The 19,077-nt window shown below is 72.8% G+C and carries 18 protein-coding genes; 12 read left to right on the forward strand and 6 right to left on the reverse strand.

Translation table 11 applies throughout. From position 1 onward, the window contains the following. Positions 1-10: 10 nt before the first annotated feature. A complete protein-coding gene (locus tag VMF51_RS18515) occupies positions 11-760 on the reverse strand; it encodes a PP2C family protein-serine/threonine phosphatase (protein WP_325475938.1) in 750 nt (249 codons plus the stop codon). Between the two features lie 45 nt (positions 761-805). Here VMF51_RS18515 and VMF51_RS18520 point away from each other — a divergent pair, with 45 nt between their 5' ends. From VMF51_RS18520 to VMF51_RS18550, 7 genes are all read left to right on the forward strand, one after another. Further along, the gene (locus VMF51_RS18520; protein ID WP_325475939.1) at positions 806-3,109 is read left to right on the forward strand and encodes a helicase C-terminal domain-containing protein; all 2,304 of its coding nucleotides are present in this window, start codon (positions 806-808) and stop codon (positions 3,107-3,109) included. Between the two features lie 9 nt (positions 3,110-3,118). Then, positions 3,119-3,646, forward strand: coding sequence for a CGNR zinc finger domain-containing protein (locus VMF51_RS18525; protein WP_325475940.1), 528 nt, complete (start codon positions 3,119-3,121; stop codon positions 3,644-3,646). 394 nt (positions 3,647-4,040) lie between these two features. After that, positions 4,041-5,681, forward strand: coding sequence for a DNA repair helicase XPB (locus VMF51_RS18530; protein WP_325475941.1), 1,641 nt, complete (start codon positions 4,041-4,043; stop codon positions 5,679-5,681). Between the two features lie 240 nt (positions 5,682-5,921). Beyond that, a complete protein-coding gene (locus tag VMF51_RS18535; RefSeq protein WP_325475942.1) occupies positions 5,922-6,557 on the forward strand; it encodes a hypothetical protein in 636 nt (211 codons plus the stop codon). Beyond that, on the forward strand, positions 6,554-7,171 hold the full coding sequence (locus tag VMF51_RS18540; RefSeq protein WP_325475943.1) for a hypothetical protein: 618 nt from the start codon (positions 6,554-6,556) through the stop codon (positions 7,169-7,171). The genes VMF51_RS18535 and VMF51_RS18540 overlap by 4 nt, the downstream gene beginning before the upstream one ends. Continuing rightward, positions 7,168-7,782, forward strand: a complete 615-nt coding sequence (locus VMF51_RS18545; protein WP_325475944.1) for a hypothetical protein — start codon at positions 7,168-7,170, stop codon at positions 7,780-7,782. The genes VMF51_RS18540 and VMF51_RS18545 overlap by 4 nt, the downstream gene beginning before the upstream one ends. 103 nt (positions 7,783-7,885) lie before the next feature. Next, the gene (locus tag VMF51_RS18550) at positions 7,886-9,049 is read left to right on the forward strand and encodes an RtcB family protein (RefSeq protein ID WP_325475945.1); all 1,164 of its coding nucleotides are present in this window, start codon (positions 7,886-7,888) and stop codon (positions 9,047-9,049) included. On the opposite strand, the gene VMF51_RS18555 is transcribed toward VMF51_RS18550, so the two are convergent. Continuing rightward, positions 9,022-9,690 (reverse strand): hypothetical protein, encoded by a 669-nt coding sequence (locus VMF51_RS18555; protein WP_325475946.1) that lies wholly within the window; start codon positions 9,688-9,690, stop codon positions 9,022-9,024. The two genes, VMF51_RS18550 and VMF51_RS18555, sit on opposite strands and share 28 nt — an antisense overlap. 132 nt (positions 9,691-9,822) lie before the next feature. Here VMF51_RS18555 and VMF51_RS18560 point away from each other — a divergent pair, with 132 nt between their 5' ends. The 4 genes from VMF51_RS18560 (at position 9,823) to VMF51_RS18575 (ending at position 13,542) form a co-directional block, all read left to right on the forward strand. Next, a complete protein-coding gene (locus VMF51_RS18560; protein ID WP_325475947.1) occupies positions 9,823-10,494 on the forward strand; it encodes a TetR/AcrR family transcriptional regulator in 672 nt (223 codons plus the stop codon). Between the two features lie 24 nt (positions 10,495-10,518). Next, the gene (locus VMF51_RS18565; protein WP_325475948.1) at positions 10,519-11,376 is read left to right on the forward strand and encodes an oxygenase MpaB family protein; all 858 of its coding nucleotides are present in this window, start codon (positions 10,519-10,521) and stop codon (positions 11,374-11,376) included. Positions 11,377-11,467: 91 nt separating this feature from the next. Beyond that, positions 11,468-12,727 carry a carboxypeptidase-like regulatory domain-containing protein gene (locus VMF51_RS18570; protein ID WP_325475949.1) on the forward strand — a complete coding sequence of 420 codons (1,260 nt, stop codon included), beginning with the start codon at positions 11,468-11,470 and terminating at the stop codon, positions 12,725-12,727. Between the two features lie 122 nt (positions 12,728-12,849). Further along, the gene (locus tag VMF51_RS18575; protein ID WP_325475950.1) at positions 12,850-13,542 is read left to right on the forward strand and encodes a carboxypeptidase-like regulatory domain-containing protein; all 693 of its coding nucleotides are present in this window, start codon (positions 12,850-12,852) and stop codon (positions 13,540-13,542) included. Positions 13,543-13,556: 14 nt separating this feature from the next. On the opposite strand, the gene VMF51_RS18580 is transcribed toward VMF51_RS18575, so the two are convergent. Continuing rightward, positions 13,557-13,931, reverse strand: coding sequence for a nuclear transport factor 2 family protein (locus tag VMF51_RS18580; RefSeq protein ID WP_325475951.1), 375 nt, complete (start codon positions 13,929-13,931; stop codon positions 13,557-13,559). Between the two features lie 68 nt (positions 13,932-13,999). On the opposite strand from VMF51_RS18580, the gene VMF51_RS18585 reads away from it, so the two are divergent. Next, a complete protein-coding gene (locus VMF51_RS18585) occupies positions 14,000-14,602 on the forward strand; it encodes a hypothetical protein (RefSeq protein WP_325475952.1) in 603 nt (200 codons plus the stop codon). A 66-nt stretch (positions 14,603-14,668) separates the two neighbouring features. Here VMF51_RS18585 and VMF51_RS18590 read toward each other — a convergent pair whose 3' ends face one another. From VMF51_RS18590 to VMF51_RS18600, 3 genes are all read right to left on the reverse strand, one after another. Next, complete coding sequence (locus VMF51_RS18590) at positions 14,669-14,938, reverse strand: DUF4031 domain-containing protein (RefSeq protein WP_325475953.1); 270 nt, start codon at positions 14,936-14,938, stop codon at positions 14,669-14,671. A gap of 15 nt (positions 14,939-14,953) precedes the next feature. Further along, positions 14,954-15,658: a copper homeostasis protein CutC gene (locus VMF51_RS18595; RefSeq protein WP_325475954.1), complete on the reverse strand. Its 705-nt coding sequence runs from the start codon at positions 15,656-15,658 to the stop codon at positions 14,954-14,956. Positions 15,659-15,837: 179 nt separating this feature from the next. Continuing rightward, positions 15,838-19,053, reverse strand: coding sequence for a lamin tail domain-containing protein (locus VMF51_RS18600; RefSeq protein WP_325475955.1), 3,216 nt, complete (start codon positions 19,051-19,053; stop codon positions 15,838-15,840). Between the last annotated feature and the right edge of the window lie 24 nt (positions 19,054-19,077).

Consider the following 19,077-nt stretch of genomic DNA (forward strand, 5'->3'; position numbering starts at 1 on the left):
CGTCGATCGCTTATCCCACCACATCGACCACGGTCACCGTCGCGTTGTCCTCCCCTCCCGCCTCGACCGCGGCCGCGACCAGGTCGGTCGCGGCCTGGGCGGGATCGGGAGCAGCGGCCAGGACCCGCTCGATCTCGGCGTCGTCGAGCATGCCGTTGACGCCGTCGGAGCAGAGCACGAGGCGCGGGTGGTCGGCGAGCGGGAGCAGGAAGTAGTCGGCCTCGGGGCGGGCCGGCCCGCCGAGCGCCCGCGTCACGACGTTGCGCTCCGGGTGGTGCGCAGCGTCGGCGGGCGTGATCGAGCCGGCGTCGACCAGCTCCTGCACCAGGCTGTGGTCGACGCTGACCTGCTCGAGCCGGCCCTCGACCACGCGGTAGGCCCGCGAGTCGCCGACGTTGGCGACCAGCCAGCGCGGTTCGCCGTCGACCTCCACGAGCAGGGCGGCGACCGCCGTGGTCCCCGACTGGTACGACGAGTGCCCGGCCGCGCGCTGCCGGGCGACGTGCTCGAGGATCCGGGTGTGGCAGGCGTCGAGCGTGGCCGCGACGGCCTCGGGGCCGCGGGTGGGGTCGTAGCCGGACTCGGCGAGCCGGTCGAACTCCTCGACCACGATCGCGCTCGCGACGTCGCCGCCCTCATGGCCGCCCATCCCGTCGGCGACCACGAACACCGGCGGCCGGGCCAGGAAGGCGTCCTCGTTGACCTCACGGACCAGGCCGACGTCGGTCGCGCCGCCGTACCGGAGCTCGACGCCGCTCATCGGACCGCGCTCCGCGTCACCCGCGGGGCCGATAGCGTGGGAACGATGTCCGGACACCGTGCGCCAGACGGGGCGACCGCCGAGTCGACCGCCGAGGGCTTCCGCTCGCTCGCCGACCAGCTGCGCGCGTGGCCCGACGAGCGTCTCGCCCGCCTGCTGTCCGCCCGCCCCGATCTCGCCACGCCCGCCCCTCACGACTCCGGCCAGCTGGCGTCCAGGTCGGCCGTCCGGTCCTCGTTGCTCCGTGCGCTCGACCAGCTGACCCGGGCCGAGCTCTGCGTACTCGATGCCCTCGTGGTCCTCGGTCAAACCACCCCCGAGACTCTCACGGCGACCGTCCACGCGCAGCCCGCGACGGTGACGGACGCCCTCGCCCGACTGGAGGACCTCGCCCTGGTGTGGCGCAGCACCGCGGGGCTGCGTCCGCTGAGCGGGGTCGCGGAGAGCCTCGCCGGCGGTCCGGGGTCGAGCGGGCTGCAGCAGGTGACGGCCGACCCGGACGACCGGGCCGCCCCGGCCGACATCAAGAAGCGGATCGGCGAGCTCTCCGAGCCTGCCCGCGCCCTGCTCGAGCACGTCGCCGCGCACGGTGGCGAGGCGACGACCGGGACCTCCCGACACCACGTGACGCCCGAGGACGCCGCCACCCCCGCCGAGGAGCTGCTCTCCCGCCGGCTGCTGGTGCCCCGGTCCGGTGGCGTCGTGGTGCTGCCGGGCGAGGTCGGCCTGGTGCTGCGCGGCGGCCGGACGACCACCGAGCCGGTCGACGCCGTCCCGGCGCTGGTCACCTCCGAGCGCTCGGCCCGCATCGTCGACCGGGCCGCGGCGGGTGCCGCGTTCGACGCCGTACGACGCGTCGAGCTGCTGCTCGACCACTGGGGCATGCACCCGCCGGGCGCACTGCGCAGCGGCGGGCTCGGCGTGCGCGACCTGAAGGCGACCGCGACCCAGCTGCACGTCGACGAGCCGAGCGCCGCCCTGATCGTCGAGACGGCGTACGCCGCCGGGCTGCTCGCCACCGCCGCCGACGCCGACGGAGACCCCGCCTGGATCCCGACCGACGCGTACGACACGTGGTCGGCACTGCCCGGTGCCGAGCGCTGGGCCGCGCTGGTCCGGGCCTGGCTGGCCTCGCCGCGCATGCCGGGCCTGGTCGGGCAGCGCGACACGGCCGGCAAGCCGTGGAACGCGCTGGCCCCCGAGCTGACCGGCCTGCACCAGGTCGAGAGCCGGCGGATGGCCCTGGAGGCGCTGGTGACGTTGCCGGAGGGCGAGGTGCTCGCGACCGGGACCGGCACCCCGTCGCTGGTCGCCCTGGTCTCGTGGCTGCGGCCCCGCCGGCCGCGCAGTCGCGCCGACCAGCTCATCTGGGCGCTGAGCGAGGCCTCCGTCCTGGGGCTGGTCGGGATGGGCGGGCCGGCGTCGTACGCGCGGGCGCTCGTCGCGGGAGACGACCCCGTCCCGGGGCTGGCGGCACTGCTGCCGGAGCCCGTCGACCACGTGCTGCTCCAGGCCGACTTGACCGCCGTCGCGCCCGGGCCGCTGGAGTCCGGGCTGGCCCGCACCCTCGCGCTGGTCGCCGACGTGGAGTCCCGCGGCGGCGCGACGACGTACCGCTTCACGCCGGCGTCGGTACGCCGCGCCCTCGACACCGGCTGGACGGCGGCCGAGCTGCACGGGTTCCTGGCCTCGGTCTCGCGGACGCCGGTGCCGCAGCCGCTGGACTACCTGGTCGACGACACCGCGCGCACGTACGGCACCATCCGGGTCGGCCACGCCGAGGCGTTCCTGCGCGCCGACGACGAGACGGCGCTGACCGAGCTGCTGCATCACCCGAAGGCCGAGTCGCTCGGGCTGCGGCGGCTGGCGCCGACCGTGCTGATCAGCAGCACCCCGATCGACGTACTGCTCCCCCGGCTGCGCGAGCTGGGCGCGGCGCCCGTCGTCGAGGCCCCCGACGGGACCGTGCGGGTCACCCGGCCCGACCTGCTGCGCGCCCGCACCCCCCGCGAGCACCGCCGCGGCGCGGGCGCGTCCGCCGCCCGGGCCGCGGCCGTCACGACCTCCGTCGTGACCGCGATCCGCGCGGGCGACCGGGCCGCGCTCAGCCGACCCGCGACCGAGTCGCTCACCCCCAGCGGCTCGCTCGCCGCGCTCCGGGAGGCCGTCGAGAGCCGGGCGACGGTGCTGATCGGCTTCGTCGACAACCACGGCACGGCCACCGAGCGGATCGTCGACCCGCTCTCCGTCGAGGGCGGCCAGCTGACCGCCCACGACCACCGCTCCGACGACGTCCGCACGTTCGCGGTGCACCGGATCTCCACCGTGAGGCCGGTCGCCTCTTCCTAGACTGCGGCCGTGGACTTCCTCCGGTACGCCGAGCAGTCGGCCGCGCTGCTGAACGCGGAGATCGACGGCGTACCCGCGCTCGTGGCCCACCTGGCCGACCGGGAGTCGCTGCACCCGCGGGCCACCGACCGCGACTGCATGCTGCTGCGCAAGCTGCAGCGCGAGCTCCGCCCGGCGTTCGAGGCCGCGGCCCACGACGACCCGCAGGCCGTCGTCGCCATCCTCAACGAGCTGCTGGTCCGCTACCCGGTCACACCCCGGATCTCCGACCACACCGGTGCCCTCCACCTGCACGTCGGCGCCCGGACCGCCTCGGTCGCCGAGCTGCTCACCGGCGAGGCGCTGCTCGGGCTGGCCGCCCTGGTCTGCGACCTCGGCCCGACCCGCCTCGGCACCTGCGCCGCCTCCCCCTGCCTGGCCGTCTTCGTCGACGTCTCCCCCAACGCCTCCCGGCGCTACTGCTCCGACCGCTGCTCCTCGCGCGCCAGCGTCGCGGCGTACCGCGCCCGGCTGCGGGCGGAGGCCGCACTCTCCTGACGCTGGTTCAGGTGCGAGGGCCGCCAGGCCTGCCTGACGCTGGTTGAGGTGCGAGGGCCTCCAGGCCCGAGCCTCGAAACCCCGCAACCCGTACGACGACCCCGATCGAGGCTGCTCCTCGACTCACCAGGTTTCGAGGCTCCTCCACCAGCGTCGCGTCGTACCGCGCCCGGCTGCGCGCGGAGGCCGCCCTCTCCTGACGCTGGTTGAGGTGCGAGGGCCTCCAGGCCCGAGCCTCGAAACCCCGCAAGCCGTACGACGACCTCGATCGAGGCTGCTTCTCGACACACCGGGTTTCGAGGCTCCTCCGCTCGTTCCTCGCTCCGGAGCACCTCAACCAGCGCATCCCTTCCTCGCGCCGGAGCACCTCCACCGGCGTCCGTACACTCGTCAGGTGAACGACGGACCCCTCATCGTCCAGTCCGACAAGACCCTCCTCCTCGAGATCGACCACGAGCGCGCGCAGGACTGCCGCAAGGCGATCGCGCCGTTCGCGGAGCTGGAGCGCTCCCCCGAGCACATCCACACCTACCGGCTCACGCCCCTCGGCCTGTGGAACGCCCGCGCGGCCGGGCACGACGCCGAGCAGGTCGTCGACACCCTGCTGGAGTACAGCCGGTACGCCGTCCCGCACGCGCTGCTCGTCGACGTCGCCGAGACGATGGCCCGCTACGGGCGGCTGCGGCTGGAGAAGCACCCCACCCACGGGCTGACGCTGGTCAGCAGCGACCGGCCGGTGCTCGAGGAGGTACTGCGCGCGAAGAAGGTCGCGGGCATGCTCGGCGCGCGGATCGACGACGACACCGTCGTGGTGCACGGCTCCGAGCGCGGCAACCTCAAGCAGGCGCTGCTGAAGCTGGGCTGGCCAGCCGAGGACTTCGCCGGGTACGTCGACGGCGAGGCGCACCCCATCGACCTGGTGCAGGACGAGTGGGCGCTGCGCGACTACCAACGCGACGCTGCCGACTCGTTCTGGCACGGCGGCTCGGGCGTCGTCGTACTCCCGTGCGGTGCGGGCAAGACGATCGTCGGCGCCGCGGCCATGGCGCACGCCCGCGCGACCACGCTGATCCTGGTGACCAACACGGTCTCCGCCCGGCAGTGGAAGGACGAGCTGATCCGCCGTACGTCGCTGACGGAGGACGAGATCGGCGAGTACTCCGGCGCGGTCAAGGAGATCCGGCCGGTCACGATCGCGACGTACCAGGTCCTCACACTGAAGCGGAAGGGCGCCTACCCGCACCTGGAGCTGCTCGACGCGCGCGACTGGGGCCTCATCGTGTACGACGAGGTGCACCTGCTGCCCGCGCCGATCTTCCGGATGACCGCCGACCTGCAGGCGCGCCGGCGGATCGGTCTGACCGCGACCCTGGTCCGCGAGGACGGGCGCGAGGGCGACGTGTTCTCGCTGATCGGCCCGAAGCGGTACGACGCCCCGTGGAAGGACATCGAGTCGCAGGGCTGGATCGCGCCCGCCGACTGCATCGAGGTGCGGGTGACGCTGCCAACGGACGAGCGGCTGGTCTACGCGACCTCGGAGCCGGAGGAGCGCTACCGGCTCGCGTCCTGCACGGCGGAGAAGACCCGCGTGGTGCGCGACCTGGTCGCCCAGCACGCGGGCCAACCGACCCTGGTGATCGGGCAGTACCTCGAGCAGCTCGACGAGCTCGCCGCCACCCTCGACGCCCCCGTCATCAAGGGCGACACGAGCGTGAAGGAGCGCCAGCGCCTCTTCGACGCCTTCCGCTCGGGCAAGGTGAAGCTGCTGGTGGTCTCGAAGGTCGCCAACTTCTCCATCGACCTCCCCGACGCCGAGGTCGCCATCCAGGTCTCCGGCTCGTTCGGCTCGCGCCAGGAGGAGGCCCAGCGCCTCGGCCGCCTGCTGCGCCCCGGCCACGACGGCAAGGTCGCCCGGTTCTACACGGTCGTCTCCCGCGACACCGTCGACGCCGACTTCGCGCAGAACCGGCAGCGGTTCCTGGCCGAGCAGGGGTACGCCTACCGGATCGTGGACGCGGAGGACCTGCCGGCCTGAGGCGGCCGCGCGCAGCGGGTCGCGGTCGTCTGGAGGCTGCAATTGCGGCCGTTGTGCAGGCTGGCGGCGGATCGGCATGTTCTACGGCCGCAATTGCGGCCGTAGAACATGCCGCCGCCCCTGTCCACGACCTGGGCTGGACTGGACATTCGTACCGATTCCCGGTCATTCGGGCGTTCGCCAGCGGTGGTCAGCACGGTTACTTAACCTTCGAGTTCGACCAGCTCCGAAGGGAACCACGTGCTTCTCACCTCGCGACGGCGTACTCGCGCCGCCACGCTCCTGACCGCCCTCACCCTGATCGCGACACCGGTGGTCACCGCAGGGTCGGCCCACGCCGCTTCGTGGTCCCACAAGGACGCCAGGGGCGACGTGATGCGCGTGTCCCTCGCCGAGGTCGGCGAGGTGGAGAAGGACCCGTCCGACAAGGCCACCGACATCACCCGCATCAGCGTGAACCACAGCCGCGGGAAGGTGACCGTGACGCTGAAGGTCCGGGACGTGCAGGGTGGTGACACCGTCCTGACCAGCCGGATCGTGACGCCGGATGGCGACTACCTGGTCAACCTGATGCGCAGCCCCGGAATGCGGATGTTCAGCATCTCCAACCTCGCCGTCGACGAGGATGAGTTCAGCGTGAAGTGCCGCGGCAAGAAGGCCACCTTCGACAGCCGGCGTGACCGGATCCGAGTGGCGATCCCCCGCACCTGTCTCCAGTCCCCGGCGTGGGTGCGGGCCGGCGCCGTCCTCGTTCGAGGCGACCTGATGGGAGAGGGCGACAATCTCACGACCGACGACGCGCTTCGTCGAGGCAGCAAGCGTTCCGTCAACGGCATCAACATGCTCAAGGTCGGGAAGAAGGTCCGGGTCGGATGAGGCGCTCCCTGACCACGACGGTCGCCATGGTCACCACGACCCTGACCCTCCTCGCCACGGCCGGCACCGCCCACGCGGGCAGCTGGACGCACCGCGACGCCCGCGGCGACGTGTTCCGGTCGTCGATGAGCGATGACGCGGTGGCCACCGCCGACCCGGCCGACCGGACCGCCGACATCACCCGGTTCAGCGTCCGCCACTCCACACGGAAGGTCACCCTCACCCTGAGCCTGCGCGATCTCCGGAGCGGCGACAGCATGCTGGTCAGCCGCGTCGTGACGCCGCAGAACGAGTACGAGCTCGCCATCCTGCGCTCCTCCGACCTGCGGATGTTCAGCCTGGTGGACACCGCCGCCGAGTCCGAGGAGCTGACGTGCCGCGGCAAACGGGCGTCGTACGACACCCGTCGTGACCGGATCAGGATCACCATCCCGCGTACGTGCCTCGGCTCGCCCACCTGGGTGCGTGCAGGCGCGGGGTACGCACGGGGCAACGCGTTCTCGTCCGACGAGAACGCGTCGCTGGCCTTCGACGAGGCCCTGCGCCGCGGCAGCAAGCGTGCCGCCAACTCGGAGGCTCCCCTCAAGGTCGGGAAGAAGGTCCGGGTCGGATGAGACGCTCCCTGACCACGACGGTCGCCCTGGTCACCACCACCCTGACCCTCCTCGCCACGGCCGGCACCGCCCACGCGGGCAGCTGGACGCACCGCGACGCCCGCGGGGACGTGTTCCGAGCGTCGATGAGCGACGCCGTGGCCACCGCCGACCCGGCCGACCGAACCTCCGACATCACCCGGTTCGGCGTCCGCCACTCCGCGCGGAAGGTCACCCTCACCCTGAGCCTGCGCGACCTCCGGGGCGGCTCCGCCATGACGCTCGGCCGCCTCGTCACGCCGACGAACGACTACCAGGCGACCGTCCTGCGCTCCGCCGACCTGCGGGTCTTCAGCCTCGTCGACACCGCCGATGAGACCGAGGAGCTGCCCTGTCGCGGCAAGCGGGCGTCGTACGACAACCGCCGCGACCGGATCACGATCACGATTCCGCGCACCTGCCTCGGCTCGCCGACCTGGGTGCGCGCGGGCGCCGGGTACGCCCGCGGGGACTTGATGTCGCTCGACGAGAACTCGACGATGACCTTCGACGAGGCGCTGCGCCGGGGCAGCAAGCGGTCGGTGACCCAGACCGACACGCTCAAGGTCGGCAAGAAGGTCCGGGTCGGCTAGCCCGGACAGCACACGGAAAACAGATCGAGCAAGCAGTTTCGGGGCACCTACCTTCGGTGGTCGCCGGCCAACGGGCCGGCGACCACCTAAGAAGGAAAGGACCATGGAGCACATCACTGCGAAGCTCATCAGCTGGGCTTCGATCCTCGAGGACGGCACCCGCCGGCAGGCGATGACGGCAGCCACGATGCCCTTCATCCACCCGCACCTGGCGCTGATGCCCGACGCCCACGTGGGCCTGGGAGCGACCGTCGGATCGGTCATCCCCACGCTCGGCGCGATCATGCCGGCCGCCGTCGGCGTCGACATCGGCTGCGGGATGATCGCCGTCCGCACCCAGTACGACGCCGCCCAGCTCCCCGCCGAGCGGCGGCCGCTGCGCGAGGCGATCGAGCGGGCGATCCCGCTCTCGGCCGGCGGCAGCAACCGGAAGGTCAGCCGCGAGCACACCCGCGAGCGGCTGGCCGAGCTGACCCGCCGGGCGGAGGAGGCCGGGTTCGAGCCCGCGTCGTACGCCAAGCGCTGGGAGCTGCAGCTCGGCACCCTCGGCTCGGGCAACCACTTCATCGAGGTGTCCCAAGACGAGAAGGGCCGGATCTGGCTCTTCCTGCACAGCGGCTCGCGGGGCGTCGGCAACCGGATCGCCCAGCACCACATCGCCGTCGCTCGGCGGCTGCGCGAGGGCGAGGACCTGCCCGACCGGGACCTGGCCTGGCTGGAGGAGGGGACGCCGGAGTTCGACGCCTACATCCGCGAGATGCGTTGGGCGCAGCACTACGCGCTGCTCAACCGCGAGGAGATGATGGACCGGCTGGTGCGCCAGTTCGAGGAGTGGGTCGGCGGCCCGGTGGAGCGGCGGGAGGAGATCAACTGCCACCACAACTACACCGAGCAGGAGCACCACTACGGCGAGGACGTGTGGCTCTCCCGCAAGGGTGCGATCGACGCGAGCGCCGGGCGGCCGGGGCTGATCCCCGGCTCGATGGGGACCGCGTCGTACGTCGTGGTCGGCCGCGGGAACGCCGAGGCGCTGAACTCCGCCCCGCACGGTGCGGGACGGGAGTACTCCCGGTCCAAGGCCCGTCGGACCTTCAACCGGGAGCAGCTCCGGGAGGCGATGGCCGGCATCGAGTACCGCGACACCGACGCGTTCATCGACGAGATCCCCGCGGCGTACAAGGACATCGACCGGGTGATGGCCGACGCTGCGGACCTGGTCGAGGTCCGCCACGTCCTGCGTCAGCTGGTCAACGTCAAGGGCGACTGAGTCGCCTCCGGTCCGGTCACCTCGTCACGGTGGCCGGGCCGGAGCGTGACGGCGACCATCAGCAGTCCGGCGCCGAGGACGACGCCGTGCGCGACCCGCAGCTCGGCGGGACCGAAGAACTGGGGCAGGTAGGTCAGCAGCCCCAGCCCGGCGAGCACGCCGCCCCACCGCGCCGCGCCCCCGTCGCGCCAGTGCCCCAGCACCAGGTTGCCGCCCACCAGCGCGAGGGCGCCCAGGCCCAGCGCGAACGTCGTCATCTCGAACGGTGCGTAGCGGAACGCGTCGGCGATCTCGAGGGCGCCGAGGTCGCCGGTCTCGCCGACGTGACGGCCCAGCGCGTGCAGGCCGTACGCCTCGGCGCCGTAGTAGGGCAGCAGCAGAGCCACCGCCACCCAGGCCCGGGTCTCCACGCGGCGCAGCGGCATCACTCCGTGCCAGGCGGGACCGGCGGCCGCGGCGGCTCTCAGACCGAAGGCGAGAGCGACGAAGCCCAGCATCCCGAGCGCGTGCGAGACCAGCCAGGCCGTCGACCCGAAGGTCTCGGCACCCTCCTGCCCGACCTCCGAGCCCCAGGGACGCAGGACGGGGTAGGCGGCGAGGGCGAGGCCGGCCACGACGAAGGCAGCGCGGGTGGTCTTCATGACGGCTCCTTTCGAGAGCGATTTGAGTGAGCACCGCTCACTGGTTCCTGAACAGTGACAGGTGCTCTCCGAAAATGCAAGAGCGGTGCTCTCTTATGTGACTGCCGCTCTCTCGTCTGGCATGCTCGGGTCATGCCCGAGACCCTCACCCCGCGACAGCTCGCCAAGGCGCAGAACATCGAGCGGATCAAGGAGCTCGCCCTGCGTCAGCTCGCGACGGAGGGGGCCGCGTCGCTCTCGCTGCGCGCGATCGCGCGGGAGCTGAACCTCGTCTCGAGCGCGATCTACCGCTACTACGCGAGCCGCGACGACCTCATCACCGCGCTCATCCTCGACGCGTACGACGACCTCGCCGACGCCCTCGAGACGGCGGGCGACACCCGGCGAGGAGCCCGCGGCCGCTGGGTCGACACGTGCCTGGCCCTGCGGGCGTGGGCGGTCGCGGCACCGCACCGGTTCGCCCTCATCTACGGCTCGGCGATCCCCGGGTACGCCGCCCCTGCCGACACCATCGTGCCCGCGGCGCGCGTCGTCCGCGCCCTGGGTGCACCCGTGGTCGCCGACGGGTTCCCTGCCGTACGCCGCTCGCTCGCCCGCCCGCTCGCCGAGCAGCTGCGCACCACCGCCGCGGCCCTCGAGCTCGATCTCCCTCCGAGCGCGACGCTGGCGCTGGTCGAGGCGTTCGCGCACCTCGTCGGCGCCCTCACCCTCGAGCTCAACGGCCACTTCGTCGGCGGCTTCGAGCCGGCCGACGCGCTCTTCGCCGCGCTGGTCGAGGACACCGCCAACACCCTCGGCCTCTGACCACGTGCGCCGTAGGGTCGAGGCGTGATCGACGTCCGCGGGCGGCTCGGCGCGGCCCTCTTCGACCGGGTCGCGGGACCCGACGGCGCCCGCGAGCGGGACCGGATCCACGGTCGGCCCGGCCCGCGCCTCTACGAGCCGGGCAGCCCGGTCACCCGCGTCCACGGCGACGCCTCGATGTTCGTCGGCGGCATCCGCGCCCTGCTCCTGCAGACCCTGCACCCGGCGGCGATGCGCGGCGTCGCCGAGCACTCGGGCTACCGCGGCGACATGTGGGGCCGGCTCGCCCGCACCAGCACGTTCATCGCGACCACGACCTTCGGCCACGTCGAGGACGTCGAGCGCTCCATCGCTGTCGTCCGCCGCATCCACGAGCGGGTCACCGGCACGATGCCCGACGGCACGCCGTACGCCGCCTCCGACCCGCACCTGCTGCGCTGGGTGCACGTCGCCGAGATCGACAGCTTCCTGCGGGCGCACACTGTGTACGGCAAGGAGCCGCTGCGGGGCGCGGAGCGTGACGAGTACGTCGCCCAGACGGCCGAGGTCGCCCGCCGGCTCGGCGTCCTCGACCCGCCGACCACGGAGGACGAGCTGCGGGAGGCGGTCGCGTCGTACCGCCCCGAGCTCCGCGGGACGCCGGAGGCCCGCGAGGCGGTCCGCTACGTCCTGGTACACCCGCCGCTGCCGCTGGCCGCGCGGGCGCCGTACGCCGTCCTGGTGGCGGCCGCGGTCGGCCTGATGCCGGCCTGGACCCGCCCGCCGCTGCGGCTGCCGTGGCTGCCGGTCTCGGAGCGCACCGTCGTGCGCGCGCTCGGCGTCGCCGCCACCGGCACCATCCGGTGGGCGATGCGGCCCGGCCGACCCGTCGCCGATTCTTGATCGAACCCTGCGTCGGTCTTGAAGGGACTGTCGGGGCACCCGCCTACGATGAGGAACGACCAGACCCGACTGCCCTCTCGGAGCTCGCCACATGGGGACCATCACCACCCGTCGCACCGGCCTCGCCCTGGCCCTCGTCGTCGGACTGCTCGCCTCGCTGCTGCTCGCCGTCGGCGCGACGGCTCCGGCCGAGGCGGCCGCGCGCACCTACGAGGTGCGCGGACAGGTCACCGGTCCGGGCGACGAGGTGGGGCGGATCAAGGTCCGCTGGTTCACCCGCAACTGGACCTACCTGGGTGAGAAGCGCGTCCGCAACGGCATCTACACGCTGAGCCTGGCCCCGGGGAGCTACCGCCTGCAGTTCGTCGACCAGCGCCCGGCGTACGACGTCACCAAGTACGCCCCCGCCGACATCGCGGTGCGCGTCGGGGACCGCACGGTGCAGAAGGACGTGCGGATGAGGCGCGGCGCCGCGATCACCGGCACCGTCAAGGTCGCCGGCAAGGCCGGCAAGGGGGCGCGGGTCGTCGCCGCGAACACCTACGAGCAGTCCTACGAGACCAAGGCCAACGGCAAGGGCCAGTTCGCGATCGGCGGCCTGCCCACCGGCAAGTACTCCGTGTTCACCTACGACCGCCGCAGCACCTACGTCGGCAAGAGCACGTACGCCGGCCGGATCAAGCGCGGGAAGGCCAAGAACCTGTCGATCCGGCTGACCAAGAAGGGCGGCAGCCTGCTGGTCGACCTCTTCTACGCCGACGGCAGCCGGGCCACCGGCAAGTTCGCGGTGACCGCGGTCAGCCGCAAGACCGGTCAGTGGTGGACCGCGACGGCCCGCGGCGGGAAGGTCACCTTCCGAGGTCTCTACCCGGGCCGCTACCGGCTCGTCGCTCCCGGCAACGGCGACTGGCTGCCCCGCACCGGCCCGATCCAGGGCGCCAACGTCCGCTCCGGCCGCGCCGACCTGGCCTCGCGGTTCGTGTGGACGAAGCGCGGCGGGTCGATCACGGGACGCGTCGTCGACGGGTCGGACCAGACCTACGGCCTCGCGGACGCCCAGGTGCTGCTGTTCGACAAGACCGGCCGCCAGGTGGGTAGCACTGTCGCGAACGGCTCCGGAGGCTTCCGTTTCGGTGGCCAGCTCACCACCCAGTCGGGGTTGGCCGTCGTAGCACTGCCGAAGGCCAACAGCGGCGGCTGGATGACCACCCGAAGCAGCTACTGCCTGTTCACGCGAGGCGATAGGGGCGGACTGTCAATCACCACCGGCCGCCAAACTTCGCTGCCGCAGCCGGTGCTGCTGCAACGCTCCACGGCCTCCGGCCAGCCGGCGACCTGCCTGCCCGCCTGATCCGCCCTTGTGGCTTTCTTGCGCGAGACCTGACGAAATCGCGCACGCAGTCTTGATGCCCGCTTCCTAGGTTCGTCCCATCGGGCCGACGGCGCCCGTCGGCACGATTTCGGGAGAGGGCCATGAACGCAGCGCAGCCAGGATGCATCCGGGGCAGGATCCACGCCCCCGGACCGTGCGTCGTCCAGATCCGGTGGTACGCCGTGGACGGCCGCTGCCTCGGCCGCAAACGGTCGTACGCCGGCACCTGGTCCCTGCGCCTCCCGGCCGGCCGTTACTTCGTCGAGGTCACCGACGAGCGTCCGGAGTCCGACCCGACCCGGTTCACGTCGAACACCACCGCCGTGGTGGTCCGGTCCGGTTACGTCTCCGAGCTCGACCAGCGCCTGACCCGCGAGACCCGGCGCTCGGCCGCGGGCCGGGCCGTCGAGACCGCCGCCCCGACGGGCGTGCTCCAGGGCCGCGTGGTCGACGGCGCCGACGCCGCGACGCCGCTGGCCGGCGCCCAGGTCCGCCTGCTCGACGCGGACGGCCGCCTGGTCGGCCGGACGCGGACCGGGGCCGGCGGACACTTCGCGTTCGAGGCGCTGACGACCATGTCGGACCTGCAGCTGGTGGTCCGGCCCGCGCCGGCGAGCAACGACCACCTGCGCCTGCACCGCGGTGGACTCGACGTCACGGACGGCAGCTGGCACGACCTCGGCGACCTGGCCCTGCCCCGCAACGCCGGCCCGCGGCGGACCCGGCGTACCCGCCCCGCCGCGGTCGACTTCGGCTCCGCCACCGCGCTGACCCTGCCGGCCATGCGGGTCTGAGCCGCGGGTCCGCGCTACTGCACCACCATGTCGGCGTCGCCCCAGAAGGCGCGCATCGATGTGATCTTGCCGTCGTCGTCGAAGGTCATCACGTCGAACGGCGCCAGCACGTAGCGGGCGTCGCCGACCTTGGTCACGATCTCGAAGTGGAACGCCGCCTCTCCACCCGCGATCCGCACCTCGACCAGCCGGGTCTCCTGGTCGAGGTCGTCGAGGGTCGCGTAGAACGCCGCGATCTGCTCCCGGGTCTTCAACACGTCCGTGCCGACCGGGTCCTCGACCGTGGCGCCCTCGGCGTACAGGTCGAGGACCTGCGCCGACGTACCGGTGCCGACCAGGGTGACGTACTGCTCGACGACCTCGCGGATGCGCTCGTTGCTCGCTGCCATGTTCTTCCCATTTCTGCAACAGGTTCTCGTTTCGAGTCACCGTAGCGCTCTCTTGCTTAGATAGGCGGGTGGACCTCGGTGACAGATGGCCCCTTTCCGGATCGATCGACCTGCGTGACCAGCTGCTCGCGGCGTACGCCGACGAGTCGCGCGGCTACCACGACACCCGACACCTGACCGAGGTGCTGAACCGGCTGGACGAGCTCGCGGCCGCCGGGACGCCGTACGACGCCGCGCCTGTCGTGCTCGCCGCGTGGTTCCACGACGCGGTGTACGACGGCGAGCGCGACGCCGAGGAGCGCTCCGCGACGTGGGCCGAGGACGCCCTGCCGGGCCTGGCTCCCGCCGAGGTGGTCGAGGAGGTCGCCCGGCTGGTCCGGCTGACCGAGACCCACCGACCGACCGACGACGACCCCAACGGCTGCGCCCTCTCGGACGCCGACCTGGCGATCCTGGCTGCGCCCGGCGACCGGTACGCGGCGTACACCGCCGCCGTACGCCGCGAGTACGCCCACCTCGACGACGACGTCTTCCGCGACGGACGCGCGCAGGTGCTGGAGAGCCTCGCCGAGAAGGAGCACCTCTTCCACACGGCGTACGCGCGCGAGCACTGGGAGGCCGCCGCCCGCGCCAACCTCGAGCGCGAGCTCACCGAGCTCACCCACCCCTGACCCACTTCTGACCCACCGCCGAGTCGGCAGAACTTGCGCGTCGAGTCGGCAGAAGTTGACCGCGGATCAGCGCGGTCGGGCCTGCTTGCGGCGTCGCAGACCCGCGGCGATCAGCCGGGCGACCAGCTCGCGGGAGGTCACCGCGGTCGCGCCGGCGGCGAGCACGTCGTCGTACCACTCCGACGGGACGTCGTAGTGGTCGCGGTCGAAGCCGCGCTCGGGGATGCCGAGGGAGCGGGCGAAGGCGTGCAGCTCGTCGTACGACTCGTCGCTGGCGAGGTGGGACCAGAAGCGACCGTGCGCGGGCACGTTCGGCGGGTCGATGAGGATCGTCATCTCCCCGACAGGGTCTCAGATGCGCTGCAGCGAGTCGTCGAGCAGCCGCCGCCAGGAGCGGACGTGGCCCGCGTCGACGTACGAGCGGTACGACGCGCCCGGCCGCGTCTGCAGGTCCACGTGGAACTGCCGTACGCCGGCCCGGACCAGCCACGGCACGTGCTCGGCGAGCAGTCCCCCGCCGGGCATCAGCAGCCGCGCGACGGCGGGGTCGGACTCGGCGGTGGCGAGCAGGTCCTCGCCGCCGACCTCCATGCCGCGCGGCGAACCCGCCGAGCGGACCGCCACGAGCCCCGGCAGATCAAGGACCCGCCTCCAGGAGCGCTCAGGCTCCAGAGCGTGGTCGAACGCCTCGTGGAAGGTCCACGGCACGTTCGGCAGCCGTTCGGCGAGGTGCGCGCATACCTCGGCGTCAACGTCGAGCCCGCTGTCGAGGAACCCCCACGAGAGTCCCGCGGCTCCCGCGCCGAGGTAGTCGTGCGCGAGCCCGAGCAGCCGCGCGAGCTCGCCGCCGGTCGTGGTCCAGGAGTCGTTGAGCCGCAGCAGCACGAAGACGGGTACGTCGCTGGCCCGGGCCACCGCCGAGACCAGCGCCGGCTCGGGCGAGGTCGGCTCGTCGGGACTCCCCGCGACCAGGTGCAGCCGGTCGGCCCCACCCTCGCAGGCGCCCGGGACGTCACGCTCGTGCAGCGCCGTCACCTCGAGGAGCACCTCGCCCATGTCCCGATGCTAGGGCGCCCCCGCTCGCCGACCCGTCACTTTCTCGGCGACTTTCGCGGCGTGTCGCGTCAGGACTGACGGTTCGCCGAGCGGACGTCGTACGCCGCCCACCGAACCGTCGATCCTGCGACGACACACCGCAGAAAACCCCGAGAAAGTGACGGGTCGGCGGGCGAGGGTCAGCGGCGGACGACCCGGAGCCGGACCGTCGTGCGCTTCGCCTCCAGGAGCGGGCTCCCGGCGTACGCCACGACGAGCTTGCGGGTCCCCGGCCGGGCGAAGGCGGGGAGACGCAGGGTCGCGCGGCCACCGGACACCGCGACCGTGCGCGCCTTCACGCCCGGCCCCGAGACCCGGACCCGGCCGGTCACGGGGACGCCGTCGGCGTTGACGAGACGTACGGCGACCGTGGCCCGGGTCCGCTTCGCCCGCACCTTGCCCGGCTTCACCGAGACGGCCAGGCGTACGGCGCCCTTGCGGACGGTCAGGCGGGCGGTCCCGGAGCCGGGGAGGACGGCGGCGTCGCCGGCGTACCGCACGCTGATCGGGTACGGCGTGCTCCGCGGCGCCAGCGCGCGGGGCGGAACCGTCACCGTGGCGGTGCCGTTCGCGGCCAGCCGAGCCGAGCCGATCGGGACCGATCCGGCGGTGAGGGCGACCGTGCCGCTGGGCACCACACCTGCGGCCGCGACCTGCACCGTGACCCGGGCACCACGGCCGTAGACGACGGACGCGTCGCCGGCCGTGACCCGCGCGGCGACGGGCTGCGCGGGCGGGGCCACGGGCGGAGTGCACGGCAGCGTGGCGGAACGCAGCGAGTGGCCGCCGGTCCCGGTGTCGTCGGCCCAGACGACCTCCTTGACGCCGTTCGCGCAGGTGGCCTGCGGGGCGATCGCGAAGCCCTCGTTGTTGAGGTTCGGCATGCCGGTCGGCCGGTCGTAGCCGCCCTGGACCGCGAACCGGCCGTCGCCGCCGATCCGGAGCACCGAGACCTGACCCTGGCAGGTGTCGTCGCAGACCGCCCAGATCTGCTGGCGCTCGGGGTCGAACGAGGTGTCCATGACGTGCGGGAAGCCGCTGGCGACCTTGGCCACCCGGTGCGGCGTACCGCTGCCGAGCGCGTAGGCGTACAGCGCGCCGTCGTTCTCCAGGGCGAGGAAGAACAGCCCGGTGCCGTGACCGGCGTAGTCGGCCGGCCGGTACGCCGCGCTGGTGCTCTCGTCGACGAAGCCGTTCGCGACGAGGTAGCTGTCCGGGACCCAGGTCAGGCCCTCGAAGCCGAGGTTCGAGCCGCCGGGGATGCCGGCCAGCTCGGGGAAGTCTGCGGTGAGGTCCCACTCGTGGGTGGCGGTCAGCGGCCCGGGCGCGGCCGGGTCGTAGCGCAGCACCGTGTTGCGCGGCACGCTGCTGCTGACGTTGTCGCGCTCGGAGGTCGCGTAGATCGCGCCGTCGGGGCCGACGGTGACGCCCTCGGTGTCGGGCTCGCCCGCGCCGTTCGCGAACCGCAGCTCCTTGCCGCCGGCCCAGCCGTCCGTGGTGAGCGGCGTCCACAGGCCCGCGACCTTGGTCAGCTTGAAGAGCCGGTTCTTGTTCTTGATCGCCCACAGCACGCCGGGCTCGGTCGGGTCGAAGGCGAGACCGCTGACGTCACCGGCGCTGACGTCGGACACGAACGCGTTCGGCGCGTCGGACTCGGTGACGTCCTGGCTACCCGGCCACGGCTCGGTGTCGACGCCGAAGTACGGCGGCGGGCAGTCGTTCGCCGCCCCCTTGGTGGGCGTCCGGGTGGTCACGAGGTCGCCGGCGCCGTCGGCGCAGCGGCCGTACGTCGTCGTCGCGTGCGTGGTCCACGCGTAGGAGTCGACCAGGGTGGTGCCGTCGGCGCGGAACAGCCGGGCGGCGTCGGGCTGGCCCAGGCCGAAGCCGAGCGCCGCCTCCTCGACCACGAGGTAGCCGCCCGCGGCGATCGTCGTCCCGGCGGCGAGCGCGTGGGCGTGGTTGTCGTCGTCGTCCTTCAGGACCCACCCCGACACGTCGACGGGGGCGTCGGTCACGTTGACCAGCTCGATCCAGTCACCGGGGGTGCCGCCGCTGGACTCGATCTCGTTGAGGCGTACCGGCTGGCAGACGTTCTCCGCGCCGGGGCTCGGGGCGGCGTTCTCGACCAGACCCTCGGCGTCGGGGCACCGGCCGTACGACGGGAGCCGGTGGCTGGTCCAGGAGTACGAGTCGACGACCGTCGTCTTGTCCGACAGCAGGATCGTGACCTGGTCGGAGGCGCCGAGGCCGAAGCCGCCCGGGATGGCGTCCGGGTCGAACGCGAAGAGCTGGCCGGGCTGCAGCGGCGTGGACTCGGTCGTGATCCGCACCGGGCTCGCCGTGGAGTCGGCGACCCAGAAGTCCGCGACGTCGACCAGCGAGTCGCTGACGTTGCGCACCTCGACGAAGTCGGGGTTGGGGTTGGACTTGACCTCGTTGATCTCGAGGGCGTCCGCCCCGGCCGGGACCGGGCAGCTGTTGGCCGCCGCCTTGGTGGCCGCCAGGGTCGTCGTGAAGTCGCCGACGCCGTCGGGACAGCGGCCGTACGTCGTGGACGCGTGGGCGCTCCACGAGTGGGAGTCGATCAGCGTCGTACCGTCGTCGGAGAACAGCCGCGCCTGGTCGGCACCGCCCAGGCCGAAGTTGGTCGAGCCGACGGCGACGTCGGTGTCGATCGCGAGGAAGGCGCCCGCGGCGAGTGCGGTGCCGGCGGGCACGGTGGCGGCCGAGGCGTCCTTGTCGTCGCGGACGATCCAGCCCGACACGTCGACCGGTCCCCTGCCGGTGTTGACGATCTCGACCCAGTCGGTGGTGTCATGGTTGGACTCGACCTCGTTGATCCGCACCGCGGTGTCCGGGGTCGTGCAGCTGTTGGCCGCGCCCAGCGTCTCGGCGACGGCCTGGACGAACTCGCCGGTGCCGTCGGGGCACCGGGACCAGGACGGGCTGGAGTGACTGGGGAAGGTGTGGCCGTCGACCAGCGTCGTACCGTCGGGGAGGAAGACCCGCGCCGCGTCGCCGTTGCCGAGGCCGAAGCCGCCCGGCACCCCGTCCACGGTCACCGTCAGGAAGCCCCCGGGCGCGACCACGGATCCCGTGGCGATCGCCAGGGTCCGGGTGTCGTTGTCGTCCTTGACGATCCAGCCCGACACGTCGACCGGTGCGGTGCCGACGTTGGTCAGCTCGATGGAGTCCGCGACCGTCGAGCTGTTGGTGATGATCTCGTTGATCCGGACGTCCGTGGCGGCGGCCGACGCCGGCGGGGCCAGGGCGACCACGAGCGGGACCAGCCCGACGGCGCCGGCGACGAGGGTGCTGAGCAGGGCAGGACGCAGGGTGCGGTGGCGCGATGGCACGAAGTGAGGTCCTCTACGGGTACG

The organism is Nocardioides sp., assembly GCF_035503875.1.
Taxonomy (GTDB): domain Bacteria; phylum Actinomycetota; class Actinomycetes; order Propionibacteriales; family Nocardioidaceae; genus Nocardioides.

Bases quoted from the DNA above. Each gene is read 5' to 3' on its own strand.
- VMF51_RS18575 (WP_325475950.1), top strand. From the start codon at position 12,850: ATGAACGCAGCGCAGCCAGGATGCATCCGGGGCAGGATCCACGCCCCC.
- VMF51_RS18520 (WP_325475939.1), top strand. From the start codon at position 806: ATGTCCGGACACCGTGCGCCAGACGGGGCGACCGCCGAGTCGACCGCC.
- VMF51_RS18550 (WP_325475945.1), top strand. From the start codon at position 7,886: ATGGAGCACATCACTGCGAAGCTCATCAGCTGGGCTTCGATCCTCGAG.
- VMF51_RS18580 (WP_325475951.1), bottom strand. From the start codon at position 13,931: ATGGCAGCGAGCAACGAGCGCATCCGCGAGGTCGTCGAGCAGTACGTC.
- VMF51_RS18545 (WP_325475944.1), top strand. From the start codon at position 7,168: ATGAGACGCTCCCTGACCACGACGGTCGCCCTGGTCACCACCACCCTG.
- VMF51_RS18555 (WP_325475946.1), bottom strand. From the start codon at position 9,690: ATGAAGACCACCCGCGCTGCCTTCGTCGTGGCCGGCCTCGCCCTCGCC.
- VMF51_RS18515 (WP_325475938.1), bottom strand. From the start codon at position 760: ATGAGCGGCGTCGAGCTCCGGTACGGCGGCGCGACCGACGTCGGCCTG.
- VMF51_RS18570 (WP_325475949.1), top strand. From the start codon at position 11,468: ATGGGGACCATCACCACCCGTCGCACCGGCCTCGCCCTGGCCCTCGTC.
- VMF51_RS18590 (WP_325475953.1), bottom strand. From the start codon at position 14,938: ATGACGATCCTCATCGACCCGCCGAACGTGCCCGCGCACGGTCGCTTC.
- VMF51_RS18540 (WP_325475943.1), top strand. From the start codon at position 6,554: ATGAGGCGCTCCCTGACCACGACGGTCGCCATGGTCACCACGACCCTG.
- VMF51_RS18560 (WP_325475947.1), top strand. From the start codon at position 9,823: ATGCCCGAGACCCTCACCCCGCGACAGCTCGCCAAGGCGCAGAACATC.
- VMF51_RS18595 (WP_325475954.1), bottom strand. From the start codon at position 15,658: ATGGGCGAGGTGCTCCTCGAGGTGACGGCGCTGCACGAGCGTGACGTC.